Annotated in this window: 16 protein-coding genes; 9 read left to right on the top strand and 7 right to left on the bottom strand. The window is 69.6% G+C overall.

Going from position 1 to position 20,543, the window contains the following annotated elements:
- On the top strand, positions 1 to 1,419 hold the full coding sequence (locus HUA76_RS12810; protein WP_174460975.1) for an MBOAT family protein: 1,419 nt from the start codon (positions 1 to 3) through the stop codon (positions 1,417 to 1,419).
- On the opposite strand, the gene HUA76_RS12805 is transcribed toward HUA76_RS12810, so the two are convergent.
- Positions 1,410 to 2,033 carry a CoA pyrophosphatase gene (locus HUA76_RS12805; RefSeq protein WP_174460974.1) on the bottom strand — a complete coding sequence of 208 codons (624 nt, stop codon included), beginning with the start codon at positions 2,031 to 2,033 and terminating at the stop codon, positions 1,410 to 1,412. The genes HUA76_RS12810 and HUA76_RS12805 overlap by 10 nt on opposite strands.
- A 13-nt stretch (positions 2,034 to 2,046) precedes the next feature.
- On the bottom strand, positions 2,047 to 2,940 hold the full coding sequence (locus HUA76_RS12800; RefSeq protein WP_141640493.1) for an undecaprenyl-diphosphate phosphatase: 894 nt from the start codon (positions 2,938 to 2,940) through the stop codon (positions 2,047 to 2,049).
- A 124-nt stretch (positions 2,941 to 3,064) separates the two neighbouring features.
- Here HUA76_RS12800 and HUA76_RS12795 point away from each other — a divergent pair, with 124 nt between their 5' ends.
- Both HUA76_RS12795 and HUA76_RS12790 read left to right on the top strand, forming a co-directional pair.
- Positions 3,065 to 3,535 (top strand): YchJ family protein, encoded by a 471-nt coding sequence (locus HUA76_RS12795; protein ID WP_174460973.1) that lies wholly within the window; start codon positions 3,065 to 3,067, stop codon positions 3,533 to 3,535.
- A gap of 28 nt (positions 3,536 to 3,563) precedes the next feature.
- Positions 3,564 to 5,159 (top strand): TIGR02996 domain-containing protein, encoded by a 1,596-nt coding sequence (locus HUA76_RS12790; RefSeq protein WP_174460972.1) that lies wholly within the window; start codon positions 3,564 to 3,566, stop codon positions 5,157 to 5,159.
- A gap of 65 nt (positions 5,160 to 5,224) precedes the next feature.
- Here HUA76_RS12790 and HUA76_RS12785 read toward each other — a convergent pair whose 3' ends face one another.
- Both HUA76_RS12785 and HUA76_RS12780 read right to left on the bottom strand, forming a co-directional pair.
- Complete coding sequence (locus tag HUA76_RS12785; protein WP_174460971.1) at positions 5,225 to 5,863, bottom strand: hypothetical protein; 639 nt, start codon at positions 5,861 to 5,863, stop codon at positions 5,225 to 5,227.
- A gap of 42 nt (positions 5,864 to 5,905) precedes the next feature.
- Positions 5,906 to 8,653, bottom strand: a complete 2,748-nt coding sequence (locus HUA76_RS12780) for a CHAT domain-containing protein (protein WP_174460970.1) — start codon at positions 8,651 to 8,653, stop codon at positions 5,906 to 5,908.
- A gap of 451 nt (positions 8,654 to 9,104) precedes the next feature.
- Here HUA76_RS12780 and HUA76_RS12775 point away from each other — a divergent pair, with 451 nt between their 5' ends.
- The gene (locus tag HUA76_RS12775) at positions 9,105 to 9,923 is read left to right on the top strand and encodes a class D beta-lactamase (protein WP_174460969.1); all 819 of its coding nucleotides are present in this window, start codon (positions 9,105 to 9,107) and stop codon (positions 9,921 to 9,923) included.
- 84 nt (positions 9,924 to 10,007) lie between these two features.
- Here HUA76_RS12775 and metK read toward each other — a convergent pair whose 3' ends face one another.
- Positions 10,008 to 11,189 carry a methionine adenosyltransferase gene (metK, locus tag HUA76_RS12770; RefSeq protein WP_141640487.1) on the bottom strand — a complete coding sequence of 394 codons (1,182 nt, stop codon included), beginning with the start codon at positions 11,187 to 11,189 and terminating at the stop codon, positions 10,008 to 10,010.
- 228 nt (positions 11,190 to 11,417) lie between these two features.
- Between metK and HUA76_RS12765 the strand changes: the two genes are divergently transcribed.
- The 5 genes from HUA76_RS12765 to HUA76_RS12745 all read left to right on the top strand — a co-directional run bounded on the left by HUA76_RS12765 (position 11,418) and on the right by HUA76_RS12745 (position 18,244).
- Positions 11,418 to 11,993, top strand: coding sequence for an ABC transporter substrate-binding protein (locus tag HUA76_RS12765; protein ID WP_141640486.1), 576 nt, complete (start codon positions 11,418 to 11,420; stop codon positions 11,991 to 11,993).
- Between the two features lie 106 nt (positions 11,994 to 12,099).
- Positions 12,100 to 14,250 carry a site-specific recombinase gene (locus HUA76_RS12760; RefSeq protein WP_174460968.1) on the top strand — a complete coding sequence of 717 codons (2,151 nt, stop codon included), beginning with the start codon at positions 12,100 to 12,102 and terminating at the stop codon, positions 14,248 to 14,250.
- A 125-nt stretch (positions 14,251 to 14,375) separates the two neighbouring features.
- Complete coding sequence (locus HUA76_RS12755) at positions 14,376 to 17,051, top strand: RND family transporter (RefSeq protein ID WP_174460967.1); 2,676 nt, start codon at positions 14,376 to 14,378, stop codon at positions 17,049 to 17,051.
- A gap of 75 nt (positions 17,052 to 17,126) precedes the next feature.
- A complete protein-coding gene (locus HUA76_RS12750) occupies positions 17,127 to 17,726 on the top strand; it encodes an MXAN_6521/LA_1396 family lipoprotein (RefSeq protein ID WP_174460966.1) in 600 nt (199 codons plus the stop codon).
- Between the two features lie 11 nt (positions 17,727 to 17,737).
- Positions 17,738 to 18,244 (top strand): MgtC/SapB family protein, encoded by a 507-nt coding sequence (locus HUA76_RS12745; protein WP_174460965.1) that lies wholly within the window; start codon positions 17,738 to 17,740, stop codon positions 18,242 to 18,244.
- 7 nt (positions 18,245 to 18,251) lie between these two features.
- Here HUA76_RS12745 and HUA76_RS12740 read toward each other — a convergent pair whose 3' ends face one another.
- Positions 18,252 to 18,638: a hypothetical protein gene (locus HUA76_RS12740; protein WP_174460964.1), complete on the bottom strand. Its 387-nt coding sequence runs from the start codon at positions 18,636 to 18,638 to the stop codon at positions 18,252 to 18,254.
- Between the two features lie 67 nt (positions 18,639 to 18,705).
- Positions 18,706 to 20,520: a phosphoenolpyruvate--protein phosphotransferase gene (gene ptsP / locus HUA76_RS12735; RefSeq protein ID WP_141647095.1), complete on the bottom strand. Its 1,815-nt coding sequence runs from the start codon at positions 20,518 to 20,520 to the stop codon at positions 18,706 to 18,708.
- Between the last annotated feature and the right edge of the window lie 23 nt (positions 20,521 to 20,543).

Below are 20,543 nucleotides of genomic sequence, written 5' to 3'. Positions count from 1 at the left end.
GTGCTGTCGCACAGCCTCCAGTACCTCGTCTTCGTCATCGCGGTGTTCGCCCTGTACTGGGCGGTGCACCGTCACTACTGGCCGCGCCTGTTGGTGCTGCTGGTGGCCAGCGTCTACTTCTACGCGGCCTTCACGCCCTTCCCGCTCATCATCTTCCTCATCGGCGTCACGGTGGACCACCTGCTCGTCAAGGGGATGGGACGCGCGACGTCGCAGGGCGTGCGCAAGCTGTTCGTCACGCTGTCGGTGGTGTCGAACCTGGGGTTGCTCGCGGGCTTCAAGTACCTGGAGCTGTTGCGCAAGACGGCGCTGGAGCTGGTGCCCGAGTCCTGGGGCCTCCACGTCCGCGAGACACCGTTCAGTTTGATTCTGCCGCTGGGCCTGTCGTTCTTCGTCTTCCAGGCCATCAGCTACACGGTGGACGTGTACCGGGGGAAGGCCAGCTCCGAGCACTCGTTCATCGAGCACCTGCTGTACATGCTCTTCTTCCCGCGCGTGGTGAGCGGGCCCATTGTCCGCGCATCGGAGCTGATGGCGCGCTTCAAGGACGTGCCCACGCTGACGCCGGAAGAAGGCGGACAGGCGATGTTCCGCATCGCCGTGGGCCTGGTGAAGAAGCTGGTCATCGCGGACGTGCTGGGCAGCGGCATTGTCGACCCGGTGTTCGCCTCGCCGGACAAGTACGCCTCCGCCGAGTGCATCGTCGCGGCCATCGCCTATACCTTCGAGCTCTACTACGACTTCTCGGGCTACTCGGACATCGCGCTGGGCGTGGCGGCGCTGTTCGGCTTCAAGTTCCCGGAGAACTTCAACCGGCCCTATCTCGCGAAGAACCTGGGCGAGTTCTGGAACCGGTGGCACATGAGCCTGTCCACCTGGCTGCGGGACTACCTGTACCGCCCGCTGGGCGGCAACCGGGTGTCGAAGCCTCGGGTGTTGTTCAACCTGATGACGGTGATGGTGCTGGGTGGCCTGTGGCACGGCGCGGACTGGCGCTTCGCCGTCTGGGGCGGCGTGCACGGCGCGGTGCTGGGCCTGTCACGGTGCTGGGAGTGGTGGGTAGGCAAGCCGGAGAAGCCGGGGGTCCCTCGCATCGCCATGGGGATGCTGGCCACGTTCACCATCGTCGTGCTGACGCGCGTGGTGTTCCGCGCGAAGACGATGACGCACGCGGGTGAGTTCTACGCGCGGATGATGGAGGGCGTGCCGGGCATCGCCAACGTCAGCCCGCTGGTGTGGGGCATGTTGGCGGCGGCGGTGTTCTTCCACGTGGTGCCGATGAAGCTCTACACGGTGACGTCGGAGCTGTTCGTGCGGATGCCGGTACCAGTGCGCGCCGTGGCGCTGGTCGTCCTGGGCCTGGGCATCCGCCACCTGTCCGCCGTGGAGACGCGGCCGTACGTGTACCTTCAATTCTGACGCTGTCCGGGCGCGGCGAGCACGGACTCCAGGCCGGGCACCTGCGCGAGCTGCCCCAGGAAGTCGCGGAGGATGCGCGCGGTGGCTCCCCAGATGACGTGGGAGTCGTACGTGTAGAAGTACAAGTCCCGCTCGGCGCCAAAGACTTCCTTGCGCTCCACGCGGAGGATGGCCGGGTCCATCAGGGCGACGAGTGGCACCTCCAGGATGAAGGCCACCTCTTCTGGACTGGGCTGGTACTTGCCGTCGCCCGGAATCACGCCCACGAAGGGTCGCACGCGGTACTGGGAGATGGTGGGCACCTCGTCCAGCATGCCCAGCACGCGCACGCCGCGCCGGTCGATGCCCAGCTCCTCTTCCGTCTCGCGCAGCGCGGTGTGCAGCGGCGTGAGGTCCTCCGCGTCGCGGCCTCCGCCCGGGAAGCTGTACTGATTGGCGTGGGTGCGCAGGGTGGCGGGGCGTCGGGTGAAGACCACGTGCGGCACGCCGTCGCGCTCGAACAGCGGCACCAGCACGGAGGCCTCGCGCAGCACGAGCCCCGGCAGGTCCACATTGCGCGCCGGGCGCGTCGACAGCCGCGCCTCCACCCCCTGGAACAACGCCTCCACGCTCACGACGCCAGCCTCCCTAGTCGGTGATCTGCTTCTCGATTTGCTGCTTCCCCGGCTCGCGAGGCACGTCCACGTTCTCCACGCCCGACAGCGGCTTGAGCACGCCCGCCTGGAGCAACCCGAGGAGCAGCAGACCGAGCGCCACGCGGTACACCACGAACACCAGCGTCGTGCGCGAGCGCAGGTAGTTCAACAACCACGCGATGGCCGCCATGCCCGAGGCGAACGCCACCAGGGTGCCGACCCAGAGCGACACGGCGCTGGGCCGCTCGGTGGCTTCCAACAGGTGCTTCAGTTCGAAGATGCCCGCCAGCGAGGTGGCGGGGATGGACAGGAGGAACGAGTAGCGCGCCGCGTCCTCGCGCTTGAGTCCCAGCGACAGGCCGCCGGTGAGCGTCGTGCCCGAGCGCGACGAGCCGGGGATGAGCGCCAGCGCCTGCCACAGGCCGATGAGGATGCCGTCCCGCCACGTCATGTCGGCCAGCGTCCGCTGGTGTGAGGCGCGCTTCTCCACCACGAAGAGGATGATGGCCAGGATGATGAGGCTGCCGGAGATGACGTAGAGCGAGCGGAACTGCGTCTCGATGGCCTTCTTGAAGGCCAGGCCACAGAGGCCGATGGGCAGCGTGCCCACCAGGACGAACCACGCCAGCCGGGACTCCACGGTGCCGAAGGGCTCGCGCTTCGCAAGCCCCCGGAAGAACGCCGTCACCAGCGAGACGATGTCCTTGCGGAAGTAGATGAGCACCGCGGCGACCGTGCCCAGTTGGATGACCGCGGAGTACGCGGCCCCCGGGTCCTTCCACCCGAACAGCTCCGGCGCGATGCGCAGGTGGGCGGTGGAGCTGATGGGCAAGAACTCGGTGAGACCCTGGACCAGTCCCAGGACGATGGCTTCAAGGAGGCTCATAGGCGCGGTCCCCGGATGTATGCCCGGACACCGCCGCCAGCAAGGGCGAACCTCCGCGTGTGTGGCGGGGCGAGCACGCGGCGTCCCCCTTCCCCCTCGGTCCAGGTAGGCTCGGGTCCGCGACATGCCCCCTGCCCCTCCGTGCCCCTGCTGCTCCGGACTGCGCTACCGCGAGTGCTGTGCCCCCTTCCACCGGGGCGAAGCGGAACCGCCAGACGCCGAGCGACTGATGCGCAGCCGCTACAGCGCCTTCGCCCAGCGCGAGCCGACGTACCTGTGGAAGACACTTCACCCCAGCCATCCGGACCGCGCGCGGCCCGAGGACGTCGTGGTGCGCGAGCTGCGCGCCTTCGCGCAGGTCCACCAGTTCCCCAAGCTGGTGGTGATGGACCGCCAGGCCCCCGACGCCCAGGGCACCGCGCAGGTGCTCTTCTTCGCGAAGGTGTTCGAGAAGGGCAAGGACCGCTCCTTCGTGGAGCGCTCCGACTTCCGCCACGACGGCACCGGCTGGCGCTACCTCTCCGGTGACACGCTCATGCTCCGCGAGCTGACCGTCCCGCCCGAGTCCCTCACGCTCGCGACGTTCCCCAGGTAGGCCAGCTCCGCGTCTCGAAGGAACCTCGATGCCCACCGCGCCCTCGAAGCTGTCTTCCCTGCTGAAAGCCGCGAGCCAGCACGACTGGAGCCGCGTCCTCGACGACCTACTCGTCGCGTGGCGTGCCGCGCCCCACACCGCGCTGGCCGACCGCATCGTCACCGTGGGACAGAAGCTCTCCGGCGGCATCCCTCCGCCCAAGGACTGGGATGCGCTCGCGAAGAAGCCCGACGCGGCGAACCTCACGACGCTGCTCGCCGCGCTGCTCGACAAGGGCTCGGTGAAGGGGCGGGGCCGGCTGGAGACGCTCGCGGACTGGCCCGAGGACCCGCGCATCGACCGCTGGGTCGCGAGCCAGTTCGTGGACCCGCCCTTCACCAGCACCGGGGCCCGTCCATACTGGACACGGCTGGCTCCCCTGGCGCGCCGCGTCCGGGATGCCCAGGCCGCGAGTTCGATGCTGAAGGCACGCGCGCGCTACGACAAACAGGATGACTTCGAGGAGTTCCTCGCCGGCCACGTCGACCGGATTCGCGCCGGGCTCGAGGCCGCGAAGGACGCCGAGCTTCACGCCGACGACGTGAAGGTCCTCGCCGGGTTCGACGCGGCCCTCCAGGAGGCCGCGCCACCGAGGCCCCGGAACGCCGCGGACGCGGAGGCCCTGCTGGCCCAGGTGCTCGCGAAGCCCGAGGACGACGAGGCCCGCGCCGTGCTGGCCGACGTGCTGCTGGAGCAGGGCCACCCTCGCGGCGAGCTCATCGCGCTCCAGCTCGAGGCCGCCCGGCGCCCACTCACCGCCGCCGAGCGCAAGCGGGAGCAGGCGATTCTCAAGAGCGCCCGGAAGGAGCTGCTCGGCCCGCTCGACGAGGCGCTCAAGCCCGACTGCGTCTTCACGCGGGGCTTCCTGTCCCACGCCGCGCTGAAGCAGGGCAACGCGCGCGCCACCCAGAGCGCCATCGAGAAGACCATCGGCCATCCCCTGTGGGCCACGGTGGAGCACCTGGAAGGTCGCGGCGACTACGACATCACCACGGACCCGGTGATGAAGTCGCTGCGCTCGCTCGCGAACACCGACGTGGGGCTCCGAGCGCTGGCGAAGATGCCCCGGCTCGAGTCCCTGCTGGTGCGTGGCGCGGTGGACGCCTGGACGGAGGTGGGCAAGGACACCAGCGCGTTCCCCTCGCTGCGCCACCTGGACCTCTTCCTCTTCCTCGGGTGGGTCTCCGATTTCCTGGCGACACCGCTCGTGTCTCGGATGGAGCGACTCCAGGTTCGCATCTACGTGAGCGCCGAAATCCCGTCGTCGGCGCTGGAGTTTCTTTCGCTCGTGCCGACGCTGAAGGTCCCTGACCTCACCTTCCGACTGGTGCGCAACGACACCAAGGACTGGAGCTGCGGCTTCCGCTTCGTGCGCGAGCCGGATGGCAAGCACGCGGTCCACCTCTTCACCACGAAGATGAACGAGCCCTACGAGGAGCTCGTGCGCGACGACCTCGTCGCCGGACTCGAGCAGATCGCGCGGCTCAAGCGCTCGAAGCTCACCATGGCCCATCAGCTGCGCTCGGACGTGAAGGCGGACATCGAGCAACGCGTGAAGGCGCTCGGCGGCACGCTGGAGACCTGACGCACTCGCGAGGAGCACGACGAGGCCCGGCGTGACAGCTCCGGGCCTCGTCCCTTCACCCGCGCCTAGCGGGGCACCGTCGTTCCAGCCGGCGGAGCAGTGGCCGCGGGCACGGGGTCGCTGGTGTCATCGACGGCATTGGCGGTCCTCCAGGCCAGGGCCGCGAAGCCATCCGGCACCGCGCCCCCCTCATCCGTCGGGTCCGGCGGCGGCTTGTCGCCAATCTCGTCAGACTGGTTGGTGCAGGGGTCATACGGCGGTGGCGCGCTCTGCTCCTCGCCTCCTCCCTGATTTCCCTGCTGAGGGTTGGAGCCCGCGTCGACGGCGTCCGTCCCCACGGAGCCCCCGCCCCGGACCCTCACCGGCGCGGTGAACGTCGTCGTGGGGATACCCTTGCGGCGGACGTTCGCGAAGAACGCGTCGCTGGAGGCGCGGTCGCCCGACACCGCGTACGCGAAGGTCTTCCCCCCGGGGTTGACGCCCAGCGCGAGGAACTTGCCCGTGCGGGGGCACAGCCCGACGACCATCTGGGTGGCGCCCTCGGGCAGCTGCGCGCTGGGCGGCAGCGGCTGGACCTTGGGAGTCTTCGGCATCGGGCCGGGCTCGGGGCACGGACTCGGCGTCGGTCGCGAGCCCATCGTGCGGCACCCCGTCACCGCACCCACCAGCACCAGGCACATCATCCACTTGTTCATGTTCTTCATTGTCTTCCCCCTCCACTCGAACCAGGCGGGCCCATCCCGCCTTCATTCAAAAACCAGGACGGAGCGCACCCAACTGCGAGGGTCTCGCCGCATCCACGTCATCCGCACGTCTCGCAGGGCATTGGCCGCGCGCTCTCCACGCTGAATCCGCTCACGCACCGCATTGAAGAAGGGTCCCGCTTCGGCATCGGGCACGTCCACGGTCGCCGCGAGCACGGTGCTCGCCCCCGCATCCAGGAAGGCGACGGGCAGGCTGAAGCGCTCATATGTCCAGGTGACGCCATGCGCGGCCCGGCACGCGGCCAGGATGACCAGGGGCTGGCCTCGCAGCTTTGTCGCACGCACTTCGCCCGCGGTGAGCGCATAGCGACCGTTCGACTCGGGCGACAGCACCAGCAACGACGCCTCGGACACATCCGGGTTCATCAGCCCGTGGGCATGGACCTCGATTTGCGTGGCGTCCGCCATCGCCTCCAACACGCGTGAAGGCGTGGCCTGCCGTCCCAGCAACATCGTGGCGTCATCCCCGGGCAGCCCCGCCCACCCGCCGAGCGCGGGCAGCCCCAGCGACGCGGGCGCCTGCACCTCCGCCACCACCAGCCGACGTCCCGTGCTCGATGCCGGTACGGCTGGCCCTGGCCTGACGACGTGGTAGGCCCACGCCACATCCTCGGGCAGCAGCCCCGCTCGGCCATGAAGCGGAGGACGCGCCACCACCTCCACCGCCGGGCAGGCTCGCAGCATCGTCGTCACCGACTCGGGCACGAGGCCCTGAAGTTCTTCATCCAGGGGCGCGCGGCGGCTGGCGTTGAGATGCTCCACGAGCTGCCCCTCCGGTCCTCGCGCCAGCACGAGGGTCCGCTCGACATCCACGGTGACGGCCAGGACACACCGCTCGGGAAGCGAGCCGCCCAGCTCCTCGCCGAAGAGTCGGAACGCCTGTTCGGACTCTCCGGCCCGGGCCGCCGCGAAGAGCAGGGACGTGTAGCTGTAGGCGCGGGCCTTGCGCGCATCGACGCTGGTGGAGGGAAGGCGCTGCGCCTCGGCGATGGACCGCCGCAGCAACGCCTCGCCCCGCACCCTGTCCTGCTCCACGAGGAAGCGCCCTTCGATGTGCGTGAGCAGCGCCGCCTCGCCCGGGGTGAGCGTCCCCTGCTGGCGCCGCTCCGACATCCCCGCCACGAGCCGAGCATCCTGTTCCGGGTCCGGCCGCAACCGCGCCAGGTCCGCGAGCGTCTTCGCGCCCGAGAGCAGCAGGGGCGTCTTGCAGGAGAGCGCCTCACGCATGCGCTCCCGGGCCGGCGCCACGGACAGATTCCCCAGCAAGGCCAACGCGTCGTTCGAGCGGACGAAGTGGCGGATGGTGCAGTCCTCGGGACGCTGCGCGAGCGCCTCCTCCAGATAGGCCCGTGCCTGCGCGCCATCACCCTGGTAGCGGGCGAGCTGTCCGAGATGGAGCAGCAGTTGCGCCTCGCCCCACCTCGGGTCCGTGCGGTACAGGGCGCGCGCGGCCTGCAGGTGACGATGGGACTCCGCCAGCCGGTGGAGCTGGCGATAGAGGTCGCCCAGGTCCGACTCAATCGGGATGCAGCGGTAACCCAATGGATGTTCCCGGCAGAGCGCGGCAGCGGCCAGGAGGTGTTGCTCCGCCTGGAGCAGGTCTCCTCGGGAGATGGCCACCCTGGCGCGCTCGTGCTCCAGCAGGAGCGTGAACCACGGGTCCCCCAGTCGCGCGACGAGCGGGGTGAGTTCGTCCAACCGCTCCGCCACCTTCCCCTCGCGCACCAAGGCGCCCAGGTACAGGTCCAGCTCGCCGGCGCGCCGCAGCTCATCCAGGAACGCGGCGAGCCCCCCGGCGACCTCGTGCGTGCGGTACAGCTCCAGGTAGCGACGGGCCAGCGGCGCGCGGACGTGGAAGTCCCGTCCGCTCGCCCAGCGGAGCGCATCGCGCAGCACCGTGCCGCCGTCGCGTGCATCCAGGACCGTGGCCATCGACTCCAGGGCGCGCAGCCGCTCCAGCGAGGGCGCCGCGCGAATGGCCTCGTAAAGGAACATGCGGAAGATGCCGGGATGCGCCTGGAGGACCTCGGCGGACACGGGCTCGCCCTGAGTCACCAGCGCCTGTCCTCGCGCCGACGGCTTGCGCCAGTCCTCCGTGCTCATCAGCCGAGCGCGCGCCGCGTCCGCGCGAGTCCTCGCCTCCGCCGCCCAGCCCGGCTCCCCCAGCGCGGCCACGGCGTCGAAAGACAGCGCGGCGAGTGCCCACAGCTCCAAATCTCTCAGCACGAGCGCCCGATTCCACAGCGCCTGCGCATGCGTCGGCCGAGCCGTCAGCACGCCCTCCAACAGCGCCAGCGCCGTGGCGGAGTCCCCGTGGTCCAACGCCATGATGGCCCTGTCGCTGGCCACATCCGGAGACGTCCCCGCCTTCGCCAGATAGGGCGCCGCCAGCTCCGCGTTTCGGCGCACCAGATAGGCCGCCGCGAGCCCATGCATGTCGCCCTCGGCCTCCAACCGCGCCAGCTCACGCAGCGGCGCGGGAGGCGGCCCGCCGGCATCCCCCGAGCGCAGCGGTCCGTAGGGGCGGTGAACGTCCGCGCCGGGATGGCTCACCCGCGCCTCCAGCGTGCGCACCGGAGCGCCCGTCAGGAACAGCTCCGGCGACACAGGCTCGGAACGTTGCCGCGAGCGCACGCCGGCCACGACAGCGGCGGCTCCCGCGACACCCACCACCACCACGAGCGCGGCCCACCTCGGCCGCGGAATCCAGGACCAGGACCCGTCATCCACCGCCGTACTCCCCGCGTATGTGCCCTGGCAGCCCATGCCCACCCAACGGCGGGTCGCCAGAATCTTCCCGCCGGGACGCTACGCCGCTTCTTTCGTCATCGCGATGCCGCCGCGCCGAAGGCTCCACCTGTGCGGTCGACGTTGACGAGCGAGGGCTTCGCTTCAGGGCTGACGTCACCTGCGCCGCGTGCCCGAGCCAGTCACCCCGGCTCCGGTGCGAGGAGGAACGGGCCGAACAAGCGGCGCACGACAGAGCGCACCCCAGGTGGGCGCACGACGCGGGCTTCGAGCCACGAGCCCGTGGACGGGGCGCCACGGCTTCGTGTCCGGAGGACCACGCGACCTACGGGTTCCAACTCACGCGCCTCGCAACGAGCCCTGGCGCGAGCCTTGCTCTCGCCCCGGCCCCAACGCGCGAAGCTCGGCCCACGTCGCGCGGAACCGGAGTCCCATGTCCCGCAGCCCCTCGACACTGCTCGCCCTCATCACCCTCGCCACCACGAGCGCGCTCGCCGCCGCGCCGAAGGCTCCAGCGGCCCACCCGGGCTGTTTCCTGTTGATGGACCTGGAGACAGGCAAGGTCACTCGCAACGACGCGGTGAAGTGCGCCACGCGGCTGCCGCCGGCCTCCACCTTCAAGGTGCCCCATGCGCTCATCGCCCTGGAGACCGGCGTCGTGGCGAGCGTGGACGAGGTGCACAAGTGGGATGGCACCAAGCACTCCATCGCGATGTGGAACCAGGACCAGACGCTGGACACGGCCATGCGCCGCTCCGCGGTGTGGTTCTTCCAGGGCACGGCGAAGCAGTTGGGCCGCGAGCGCATTGAGGACTGGCTCGGCCGCTTCGACTACGGCACGAGGGACGCCTCCGGCGACATCACCCTCTTCTGGCTGGGAGGCCCGCTGCGCATCTCTCCCGACGAGCAGCTCGACTTCCTCGCGCGCATGTTCCGGGGCCAGCTCCCCGTCAGCGCGAAGGTGCTGGAGCAGGTGAAGGGCACGATGACGCACGGGCCAGACACCGTGGCCAGCGTCCGCGACGGCATCAACCTTGGCGGCCCCTGGAAGGACGGCGCGGTGCTGAGCGCCAAGACGGGCTGGTACCCGAACAAGTCCGGTGACGTCACCTGGCTGGTGGGCCACGTGGCCTCGCCCAAGGGACGCCACGTCTTCGTCAGCGCCGTGCGCTCTCCCGCGGGCAAGGCCCCGTCGCGCTCACCGGCACTCGCGTCGGCAATCGACGCGCTCAAGGCGCACGGGCTGCTCTGAAACGACGATGGGCCGCCCCCATGGTGGGAAGCGGCCCATCTCGGTCCCGCGTCAGCCCCCATCAGCGGGGCGAAGGCGCGGGTTTCAAACCACCTTCAGGCGACGACCCGTGGAGGTGCTGTTCGCCGCATCCCGGAGCGCGTCCTTCTTGTCCGTGCGCTCCCAGGTGAACTCCTTCTCCGTGCGGCCGAAGTGCCCGTACGCGGCGGTCTTCTGGTAGATGGGCCGCAGCAGGTCCAGGTGCTCCGTGATTTCGCGCGGCTTCAGGCCGAACGTGTTGCGGATGGCCTTGGCGATGCGCTCCTCGGGAACCGTGGCGGTGCCGAAGGTCTCCACCATGACGCTGACGGGCTCGGCCACGCCGATGGCGTAGGAGACCTGCACCTCGCAGCGAGTCGCCAGGCCCGCGGCCACGACGGTCTTCGCGATGTGGCGCCCCATGTACGCGGCGGAGCGGTCCACCTTGGACGGGTCCTTGCCACTGAAGGCGCCGCCACCGTGACGGCCCATGCCGCCGTAGGTGTCGACGATGATCTTCCGGCCGGTGAGGCCCGAGTCGCCCATGGGGCCACCCACCACGAAGCGGCCCGTGGGGTTGATGTAGAACTTGGTCTTGTTGTCGATGAGCTTCTTGGGGAGCGCCTTCGCGATGACGTCCTCGCGGATGGCCTCCTGGATCTTCTTGTTGGAGACGTCGTCCGAGTGCTGGGTGGACACCACCACCGCGTCGATGCGCACCGGGCGGCCCTCGCGGTACTCCACCGTCACCTGGCTCTTGCCGTCGGGACGAAGCCAGTCGTGCTGCTTGCGGCGCACGTCCGCCAGCTTGCGGGTCAGCGCGTGGGCGTAGTGCAGCGGGGCGGGCATCAGCTCCGGCGTCTCGTCGCACGCGAAGCCGAACATCATGCCCTGGTCACCGGCGCCCTGCTCCTTCTTGTTGTCCACGCCGCGGGCGATGTCCTGGCTCTGCCCTTCGATGGCCACCATGACGCCGCAGGTGTTGCCGTCGTAGCCCATGGAGCTGTCGGTGTAGCCAATCCGGCAGATGGTGCTGCGGACAATCTTGGGGATGTCCACGTAGGTGTTCGTCGTCACCTCACCGGCGACGATGGCGAGGCCCGTCTTGACGAGCGTCTCCACGGCGACCCGCGCCTGCGGGTCCTTGGCGATGATGGCGTCGAGGACACCGTCGGAGATCTGGTCGGCGATCTTGTCCGGGTGGCCCTCGGTGACGGATTCGGACGTGAACAGGTAGTCGGTAGGCATGTCGTCTCAGTGCAAGGGGGGCGCATACCGCGCGCGCGGGCGGACACTAAAGTGTGGTCCCAAGGGAGTCAAACAGACATCCGGGCCGCTTCATTCGGGTGTCCGACATGCAGGGCGACCGGGCATGGTGCCCGCCCGCCAGGCGTCTGGGGTTGAATTTCGCGAAGCGCCCAGCGTTCTCCTGGGCTAACAGAACGCCGAGCATTCCCTGTGGAGGACTCGCCCGACATGAACGCCCGCTTCCGTACCCTCTCCCTCCTGGTCGCCTTCACCCTGTCCATGCCCGCCCTCGCCGCGGCCCCGAAGAAGGACGACCCTGTCGTCAAGCCGGTGAAGACGGTGGTGACGTCCGTGCGCTACGAGCGCGACGCGGCGGCCCTCAAGCTCTTCGGGGGTGAGGAGCAGGGGAAGTACCTGCTTGGCGACGCGTGGGCCAAGGGCACCGACGAGCAGCGCAAGGAGTTCGTCACCCTCTTCCATGGCCTGTTCGCGAAGATCGCCTTCCCGCGCGTGCGGGAGAACTTCAAGTCGCTGGAGGACATCGTCTACTCCCCCGCCGAGGTGACGGGCAACGAGGCCACGGTGGACTCGGTCGTCTTCATCAAGCACCCGCTGAAGACGCAGGAGATGAAGTTGAAGTACCGGCTGGTGAAGGACGCCGCCGCGTGGAAGGTCGTGGACGTGACGGTGCTCGGCTCCTCCATGCTCCAGGACATCCGCGACACGCAGGTGCAGCCGCTGCTGGCCCAGGGCGGATGGGACCTGCTGCTGGGGCGCATGCGGCAGGAGCTGGCGAAGAAGTAGTCGCCGCGCCCACTCCCGACGGCCGGGCCACCAGGCCCTCGGCCGTCGGAGGGGTTCCGAGGGGGCGACGCATGGCGTAGTCTCGCCCTCCCCTCTCGTCGGGTCGATGACCACCACCTCCTCCTCCGCTCAGCTCTCCGTGAGCCGCACCTCCCACGCTCCTTCCGAGCGGGAGGTGGACGCGTTCTGCGTGCAGTACGCGCCGCGCGCGCCCGGGCACCCCGCGGTGAGGGACTTGTACCGGCTCCTGCGCGACGTGCCCGAGGACGGCCTGGAGTCGCGGCTGGACTGGGTGGAGCGCTGGATGGCGTGGCTGCGCGAGCGCATCCCCGCCCACGGGCTGGTGGACGCCACCGAGCCGGAAGCGCCCCCCACCGACACCCGCCTGACGCTGATGGTGCGCATCATGGAGGGCGAGCCGGCCATGCGGGCCGCGGTGACGCACCTGGTCTCCGCAGTCTGCGATGGCAGCCGGGGCCTGAAGCTCTTCGCGCAGGTGGGCCTGCCCGCGGGCCAGGGCTTCTTGTCGGAGGCGTCCGACCGGCTGGCCCGCACGCTGCTCCCCTCCCCGCCGGAGCCCGGCAAGCTGTCGGAGCTCCTGCTGCGGCTGTTCCCCGTACCGGAGGACGCGGTGTGGCTGGCGCTGCTGTCGCCCGCACTGCTGGCGAAGCTCGCGTCACTGGTGGGCGAGCCCAGGCCGCCGGACCCGGTGCCCGCCGCCCGCGTGCGCGCGGACCTGCTGGACGCCCTGATGCTGCTGGCGGTGCAGACAGCGGCGCTGGGGACCATGGAGGACGTGAGGGAGCGTGCCCCGGAGACGGCCTTCCGCGCCTCGCCCTTCCTGCGGCTGCGGATGGTGTGCGACGCGGTGCTGGCGCGCGACGCGGCGGCGGACACGATGAGGGACCTGGCCACGTGCGTGGACGACTGCCGCCTCGTGGTGGGCAGCGTGTCACGGCACCTGGAGGCCTCGGGCGTCAGCGTGGACCTGGTGTACCGGCTGGAGCGCATCCGCCGGAGCCTGGAGCGCATGGAGGCCATCGCCCGCGTGCTGGGCGCGCCTCGGGGTGAGCCGCGCTGGCGCGAGGCGCTGGGGCTCCTGTCGGACCTCCTGCGGCGCGCGCACGCGGACCGCTCCGTGGGCGAGCTGGTGCGGCGCAACGTGCGGATGCTGGCGCGTAAAATCATCGAGCGCGCGGGCCACTCCGGCGAGCACTACATCACCAGCACCCGCTCGGAATTCCACGCCATGGTGCACTCGGCGGCGGGCGGCGGGCTGGTGACGGCCGTCGCCGTGGCCCTCAAGTTCGCCCTCACCGCGCTGGCGCTCGCGCCGTTCTTCTCGTTTCTGGCCGTGGGCCTCAACTACGCGGTGGCCTTCCTCCTCATCCAGGCCCTGGGCTTCACGCTGGCCACCAAGCAGCCCTCCGTCACGGCGGCCACGCTGGCGGGCGCGGTGGGCGAGGGCGCCCGGGGAGACCGGCTGTCGAGCCTGGTGGACATCATCCCCCGCATCACCCGCTCGCAGCTCGCTGCCTTCACCGGCAACCTGGGCTGCGTGCTGCCCGCCGCGGTGGCCCTGGCCCTGGCATGGCAGGCCGCGCGGGGCACGCCCTTCCTCTCCCCCGCCAAGGCCCAGGCCACGGTGGCCTCCATGCACCCCTGGCGCAGCGGCGCGCTCCCATACGCGGCTCTCACCGGCGTGCTGCTCTGGCTGTCCAGCGTGGCGGGCGGGTGGATGGAGAACTTCGTGGTGTACCGGCGACTGCCGGAGGCCCTGGCCCACCACCGCATGCTGCGCCGCGTCCTGGGCGTGGGCGGCGCGCAGCGGCTCGCGGACGGGCTGGTCCACGCGGCGTCGGGCCTGGGCGTCAACGTGACGCTGGGCTTCCTGCTGGCGCTGATGAGCGTACTCGGGCGCTTCTTCGGGCTGCCCCTGGACGTCCGCCACGTCACCTTCGCGCTCGGCTCGCTGGCCATGGCCGGGGGCGCGCTCGGCCCCCAGGCGGTGCTCCAACCCGACTTCCTCATGGCCCTGGTGGGCGTGGGGCTCATCGGGGTCATGAATTTCACCGTGTCGTTCTCGCTGGCCCTGGGCGTGGCCGTCCGGGCCCGTGACGTCCCCCTGGGAGAGGCCCTGCCCTTCCTGCGGGCGGTGGGGGTCCGCTTCCTCGCCGACCCCCGCTCGTTCTTCCTGCCCCCCCGCGCCCCACCCGAGCCGCTGCCCGCCGCCCTCCCCGTGGAAGAGGGGCGCTGAGGGCTCGTCGGCGCCCTGTCAATTATTCCCGAGCCCGGTCCCGGGTTTCTCCGTGGCCAGGAAGCCAGCCGGGCAGGTGGGCCGTGCTTCCGGGGCAGCGCGTTTGTCGGTAGGGTCGCCCGCGAATGAGCGGCGCTCCTCGAAACCCGAACTCGCATTCTCGCTTCGCCTACGCCTTCGCCGAGCTGCTGGTCCGTCGTCCAGGCACCATCCTGGCCGTACTGCTGACCCTGCTCGCCGTGTCCACGTGGGCCACGCTGAAGCTGCGCATCAACTCCAACCAGCTCGACCTCATCTCCCAGGATTTGCCGGAGGTGAAGGACGTCAAGCAGGTCATCGACATGGTGGGGGGCAGCGGCTTCTTGATGCTCGCCCTGCGCTCGACGGACGAGGCCGCGATGAAGCGGACCGCCGACGACATCGCCGGCATGCTCGAGGCCGACAAGCAGAACGTCCGCACCGTCTCCTACAAGCTGCCCGTCGAGTTCATCCAGCAGAACATGGTCCTCTTCGTGAAGACGGAGGACCTGGTCGAGGGCAAGCGCCGCATCATGGCCTTCCTCGAGGACAAGCTGCGCCGCAGCAACCCCTTCTACATCGACATGGGCGCCACCAAGCCGGTGGAGCTGAACATGCAGGACCTGGTCGACAAGTACTCGTCCGTCGGAAAGAAGAGCATCCGCGACGACTACAACATCTCCAGCGACAAGAAGATGGTGCTCATCCTCGTCAAGCCGATGTGGGACACCACGGAGATTGGCAAGACGAAGGACTACCTCGACAAGCTCAACAAGGACCTGGCCGCGTACTCCACGCAGGCGGGCAAGGTGAAGCTGGTCGAAGACTACAAGCTGATGGGCGACTCGAACCTCATCGCCTACGGCTACACCGGCTCGTACAAGACGACGGTGGACGACTCCTTCGCCATTGAGGAGTCGCTGCAGCCCGTCACCGTCATCGCGCTGGTGACCATCTTCGCCATCACCATCCTCTTCTTCCGCAAGCTGGCGCCGACCTTCATCGTCGTCAGCGGCACGGTGATTGGGACGATTTATACGCTGGGCTTCACCTACGCGACGATTGGCGAACTCAACATGATTACGTCCATCCTGGGCGGCATCCTGATGGGGTTCGGCATCGACTACGGCATCCACTTCACCTTCCGCACGAGGCTGGAGCTGGGCGCGGGCAAGCCGTACGACGTGGCCATCATCGACGCCTTCGTCAACGCGGGCCGCCCCGCGGCGGTGGCCGCCATCGTGACGGGTGGCTCCTTCTTCGTGCTGATGGTGAGCGAGTTCCGCGGCTTCTCCCAGTTCGGCTTCCTGGCCGGCTGCGGCACGCTCATCCTGGGCCTGACGCTCTTCGTGTGGAGCGCGTCGCTGCTGGCGCTGGTCGGTCGCATCAACCCGGAGTGGCCCAAGAAGCTCATCGGCGAGATGAAGCCGCCGCCGGTCAACTCCGCCATCAGCGGCCAGGAGCTGCGCATCCCCCGTCCCGGCCTGGTGCTGGGCGTGAGCACCGCCATCGTCGCGCTCATCTGCGCCGCCGCCGTCCCCTGGGCGGGCACGGGCGAGCCGCCCGAGGGCGCACTGAGCTTCTTCGACCGCGTGAAGCACGGCGTGGGCTTCAACTACAACACCCGCGCGCTCATCCCGGACGGCATGTCGTCGGTGCTGCTGCAGGACGAAATCAACGTCCGCTTCAACATCTCCAGCGACCCGATGGCCGTGTACACCAAGGACCTGGACGAGGCCGAGGGCGTGTACCGGGAGCTGACGCAGAACGCGCACAAGTACCCGTCCATCGACCAGGTGGTGAGCATCTTCACCTTCGTGCCGCCCGAGGCGACGGCGAAGGCCAACGAGAAGGTGCTCCAGGAGTGGAAGCAGGACATGGCCAACCTGGAGGCGCGCGGCTTCTCCATCTCCGCGCTCCCGCCGGACATGCAGGACAAGGCCACCTTCTTCATGAAGGTGCTGGATGCGAAGCCCTTCGACGTGCACGGCGTGCCGGACAACTACAAGGCCCAGTTCAAGAACCTGCCCACCGCGCAGAACAAGGGCTACCTCACGTTCATCTACTCGAGCGTGGACCTGTTCGACGGCCAGAAGATGATGCAGTTCGCGGACGAGACGCGCGGCATCCCCGTCACGTACAACCCGGGCCGCTTCGACAAGGACGACTTCGACCCGCCGGGCCCCACCGCGCAGAAGGAGTTCCGCGCCGCGGGCGCCACCCAGCTCTACGCGAAGCTGGCGCGCATCGTCCTCTGGGACGGCAAGGTGACGGTGGTGCTCACGGCGCTGTGGATTCTGGCCATGCACTTCCTGGACTTCCGCAACGCGAAGCTGGCGCTGGCGTCGGTGATTCCGCTGGGCGTGGGCGTGGCGATGATGCTCGGCATCATGTCGCTGACGGGCCTGCGGCTGAACTTCATGAACATCATCATCCTGCCCATCCTCCTGGGCTTCGGGGTGAGTCACGGCCTGTACCTCCTGCATCGCTTCCTGGAAGGCACCTCGCCGCTCGTCGCCCTGCGCAGCGTGGGCGCGGCGGTGGCGTCCTCCACGCTGACGGCGGTGGCGGGCTTCGCGGCGCTGCTGGCCGCCAAGCACAACGGCCTGCGCTCCATGGGCATGGTGGCCTGCATCGGCCTCATCACCACGCTGGTGGTGTCCTTCACGGTGCTGGCCGCGGTGATGCAGCTCATGCATGACCGGCGGCGGCGCGAGTCGGCCCCGGGGGGAGATGCGCCCCAGGCCGGCGGCGGCGAGGACAGCTCGACGCGGGCGGCCTGAAGCACGCGGTACGCGTCACGCAACGGCGCGGTAACGAGGCCCCCTTCACCCGAAGGGGGCCGGGAGAGGGACATCATGAGGATGATGCGATGGGCGCCCCTGCTCGGGCTGGGGCTGTTGGCGGGTTGCTCCGCGGTGAAGACGCACCGCGTACGAGGCGACTACGCGCAGGTGGACCGCAAGGCGACAAAGCGGCTGGTGGTGGTGGCGCAGCCGCTCCCGGACGAAAAGCCCGCGGTGGGTGAGCTGTGGAGCCTCATCGCCCGCCAATGGGTGAACCAGAACCGCGACTTCATCGTGAAGGACAACGTCGCGCTGCCGGGCCGGCCCTCGGACACCACGTTCAAGGGGCTGTGCGTGGAGGGCGTGGAGGGCGTGCTCTGGCTGGACCCGAGTGTCAGCCTCAAGGGCGACGGCGCGGAGGCCGAGGTGAAGGCCCAGCTGTTGCGGTGCACCGACGGCCAGGAGGTCTGGGCGGCGAAGGCGGCGGGGAGCTGGAGCTCTCGCGACGAGGACTACGCGGCGCGCGTGACGAAGTTCAGCGAGGAGCTGGGCGAGGAAGTGGCCCCCTACGTCGTGCCCACCACGAAGCTGTTGGCGGCCACGCTGGAGACGCTGCCCAATCCCGAACTGACGGAAGCGGACAAGGACGAGAAAATCGAGCTGGGTGAGTAGGCTCGTCCCTCGTGGACGAGACACTCATCGCCCTGCGGCTCGGCGTCGCGGCGCTGCTCGGCGCCGTGCTCGGCCTGGAGCGGGAGCTGCGGGGGCAGGCCGCCGGGCTGCGCACGCACATCCTCGTCTCCCTGGGCGCCTGTCTCTTCACGCTGGCCAGCGTCTTCGTCGAGTGGACGCTGGGCGGCGACTCCCCGGACGGCTCGCGCGCGGACGTCAGCCGCATCGCCAGCCAGGTGGTGGTGGGCATCGGCTTTCTGGGCGCGGGCGCCATCATCCGCGACCAGGGCCAGGTGAAGGGCCTGACGACGGCGGCGAACCTGTGGCTCACCGCGTCCGTGGGGCTGGCCACCGGCATGGGCTTCCACTGGGCGGCCGGCACCACGGTGGTCATCGCGTTCCTGGCGCTCGCGGGCCTGCGCCCCCTGGAGCGCGCCATCCGACGACATCGTGTCCGCAAGGGGCTGAAGGTGGAGGGCGGGATTTCCGACCGCCCCGACGAGGAGGGCCCGGACTGAAGCGCGGTTACCGGTCCAGGTCTCCGGGTATGACGCCCAGCGCGCCCGTCGCGTCATGGTGGAGGACGGCGTGGCGGGCCGCCTCTCCGCGCGCCTCCAGCACGTCCGGGCGGACCCCTGGCAGGCTCGCCAGGTCCTCGCGCAGGTACACGTCGTCCCGGTCGATGTCCGACACGTCCGAGAAGGCCACCCGGTGATCTCTCGGGAAGTAGCTGCCTTTCTCGATGAGGAAGCCCATCTCGTCGACGGAGACGATGAGGCCCAGGTTCTCCCCGTCCCTGTCCCGCGCCGTCATGCCCTTCTGGATGTCCGCTGGATTGAACACGCCCGCCTCCCAGGTCAGGTGTTCGACCTGCTGACTTGAAAGCTGGGCATGGCCCGCGCGCTCCGGCATGGGCCACCCGCCGGGCAACCAGGCGGGCAGGCCCCCGCACCACGCCCCGGCCGAGGGCGTGGGGGTTTCAGCCCGTGGTGCGCCCGGAAGGCGCGTCACCGGTCAGCTCCGGCGCGCGGTCCGGCGTGTCGACGAAGCGCCGGTCCATCTCCGTGCGCATGAAGCGCTCGATTTCCTCGGCGGTGGTCAGCTCCATCGCCTCGCGCAGCAGCTCCGCCGCGTCCACGCGGCTCACCCGGCGGATGAAGCGCTTCACGGCCGGAATCTGCCCGGACGTCATCGACAGCTCGTCGAAGCCGAGCGCCAGCAGCACCAGCGTGTAGAGCGGGTCTCCCGCCATCTCCCCGCACATGGACACGGGGATGTTGGCGGCCTTCGCCGCGCCGACGATGGTCTCCAGCATGCGCAACACGGACAGGTGCAGCGGCCGGTAGAGATAGGCGACCTCCCGGTTCTGGCGGTCGATGGCCAGCGAGTACTGGATGAGGTCGTTGGTCCCCACCGAGAAGAAGTCGGCCTCCTGCGCGAGCCGGTCCGCGATGATGGCCGCGCTCGGCGTCTCCACCATGATGCCCACCGGGAAGCGCTTGCCCACGGGCAACCCCGCGCGGCCCAGCTCGGTGCGGCACGCCTCCAGCTCGCTCCGGGCCTCGCGCAGCTCGCTCACCCCGCAGATGAGGGGGAACATCAGCCGCAGGTTGCCGTGCACGCTGGCACGCAGGAGCGCGCGCAGCTGCGTGCGGAACAGCTCGCGGTTGGACAGGCAGTAGCGGATGGCCCTCAGGCCCATCGCCGGGTTGGGCTCCTTCTCGTGCTTCGTCTTGCCCGGCACCTTGTCGCCGCCCAAATCCAGCGTGCGGATGGTGACGGGGCGTCCGCCCATGGCCTCCAGCACCTGACGGTAGGCGCGGTAGTGCTCCTCCTCCGTCGGCGCCGTCTTCCGGTCCAGGAACATGAACTCGGTGCGGTACAGGCCAATGCCCTCCGCGCCGTGCGCCAGGAGCGACGGAATCTCCTCCAGGAACTCCATGTTCCCGTTGAGCCGGATGCGGAAGCTGTCGGTGCTGATGGCCTCCAAATCCTTCGTCGCCAGCGCGACCTGCTCGGCTTCCTGGTGACGGCGCTGCTCCTCGCGGAAGCTCTGGAGCTGCTCCTCCGTGGGGTTGACCAGGATAATGCCCCGGGTGCCATCCATGGCCACCAGGTCCCCGGGGGAGATCTGCTCGCTGGCCCTTCCAGCGCCCACCACCGCGGGCGTCTCGCGCGCACGGGCGACAATGGCCGTGTGGCTCGTCTGGCCGCCCAGGTCCGTCACGAAACCCGCCACCCGACCGCTGCGCGCCATCATGGCGGCGTCGGCCGGGGGCAGGTCATGTGCGACGACGATGGCCTCCGCGGGGACTTCCACTTCCTCGTCCACCACCTGGCCCATCAGGTTGCGGATGATGCGGTCGGCGACGTAGTCCACGTCGGAGCGCCGCTCGCGGAAGTACTCGTCCGGGATGTTGTCGAAGAGGTGCTTGATTTTGCGGGCCACGCGGCGGACGGCCCACTCGGCGTTGATGCGGTCCTCGACGATGAGCTGGTTGACGGCGTCCACCAGCATCGGGTCGTGGAGCATCAGCCGATGCGCCTCCAGGATGAGGGCGTGGTCGGAGCCCTCGGTGCGCGTGATTTGATCCTTGAGCTCGGCGAGCTGGCGGTCGGACAAGTCCACCGCCGTCTTCATCCGCATCCGCTCGGGCTCGACTTCCGCCTCCGCCAGCCTCAGCTTCGGCGTGCGGATGCGTTTGCGGTCCAGGATGAAGGCGTGGCCTACCGCCACGCCGGGTGAGGCGCCGATGCCCATCAACCTCAGTGTGGGAGTGGCCTGGCTGCTCACGTGTCTTTCTTCCCTCCGAGTCC

Source organism: Myxococcus sp. CA056 (assembly GCF_013336715.1).
Lineage (GTDB): Bacteria > Myxococcota > Myxococcia > Myxococcales > Myxococcaceae > Myxococcus > Myxococcus llanfairpwllgwyngyllgogerychwyrndrobwllllantysiliogogogochensis.
Note: the sequence above shows the minus strand (reverse complement) of the source record. Positions and strands in the feature narration are given on the sequence as shown.